Origin of the sequence: Vibrio sp. 10N.222.48.A3, assembly GCF_041475345.1 — a bacterium.
GTDB lineage: Bacteria > Pseudomonadota > Gammaproteobacteria > Enterobacterales > Vibrionaceae > Vibrio > Vibrio tasmaniensis_A.
This window is the reverse complement of the sequence record NZ_JBFRVX010001512.1, coordinates 1-628: the sequence shown is the minus strand read 5'-3', so window position 1 is coordinate 628 and position 628 is coordinate 1. Positions and strand designations below refer to the sequence as shown.

Sequence of the window (628 nt, the reverse complement as noted above, 5' to 3'; positions counted from 1 at the left end):
TACGTACTTTTCAGAAAGGATTAAGATTCCGCCCGGGCGTAAGCCTGCATGAATTTTTTCAAGCAGAGCGTATCGGTCGTCAGGAGACAGAAATTGCAGTGTAAAGTTAAGCACCACAACAGAGGCGTCTTTGATTTCCACTTCACGGATGTCGGCTTCAATCACTTCTACCGGTGTGTCACTGCGGTAGGCGTTTACATGCAGCTTACAGCGTTCAACCATGGCTTCTGAATTATCGATAGCGAAAATCGTGCAGCCTTCTTGCTGAATGTGACGACGCATAGAAAGTGTCGCAGCACCAAGCGAGCAGCCAAGATCGTAAATATTTGAATGTGGCTTTACAAAGCGTTCAGCCAGCATGCCGATTGCAGAGATGATATTGCTATAACCAGGCACCGAGCGTTGAATCATATCCGGAAATACTTCAGCAACCCTTGCATCAAAGGTGAAGTCTCCAATTTTATCAATAGGAGCGGAAAAGATATTGTCTGTGTTGCTCATGGCATTTTCTCTCGACAGTCAGCGTAATTGGCACAAAATTCATACCAAATAAAAGGGGACGTATTTTACGTAAAAAAAGCGCGGCTGTCACGAAAACTGAGATTGATGAAAGTGAACGCTTGTTAGT

At 44.6% G+C, this 628-nt stretch carries 1 protein-coding gene; it reads right to left on the bottom strand.

Going from position 1 to position 628, the window contains the following annotated elements:
• A partial coding sequence (cmoA, locus tag AB4653_RS27470; RefSeq protein WP_372105821.1) for a carboxy-S-adenosyl-L-methionine synthase CmoA occupies positions 1-501 on the bottom strand: 501 nt, incomplete at its 3' end.
• Between the last annotated feature and the right edge of the window lie 127 nt (positions 502-628).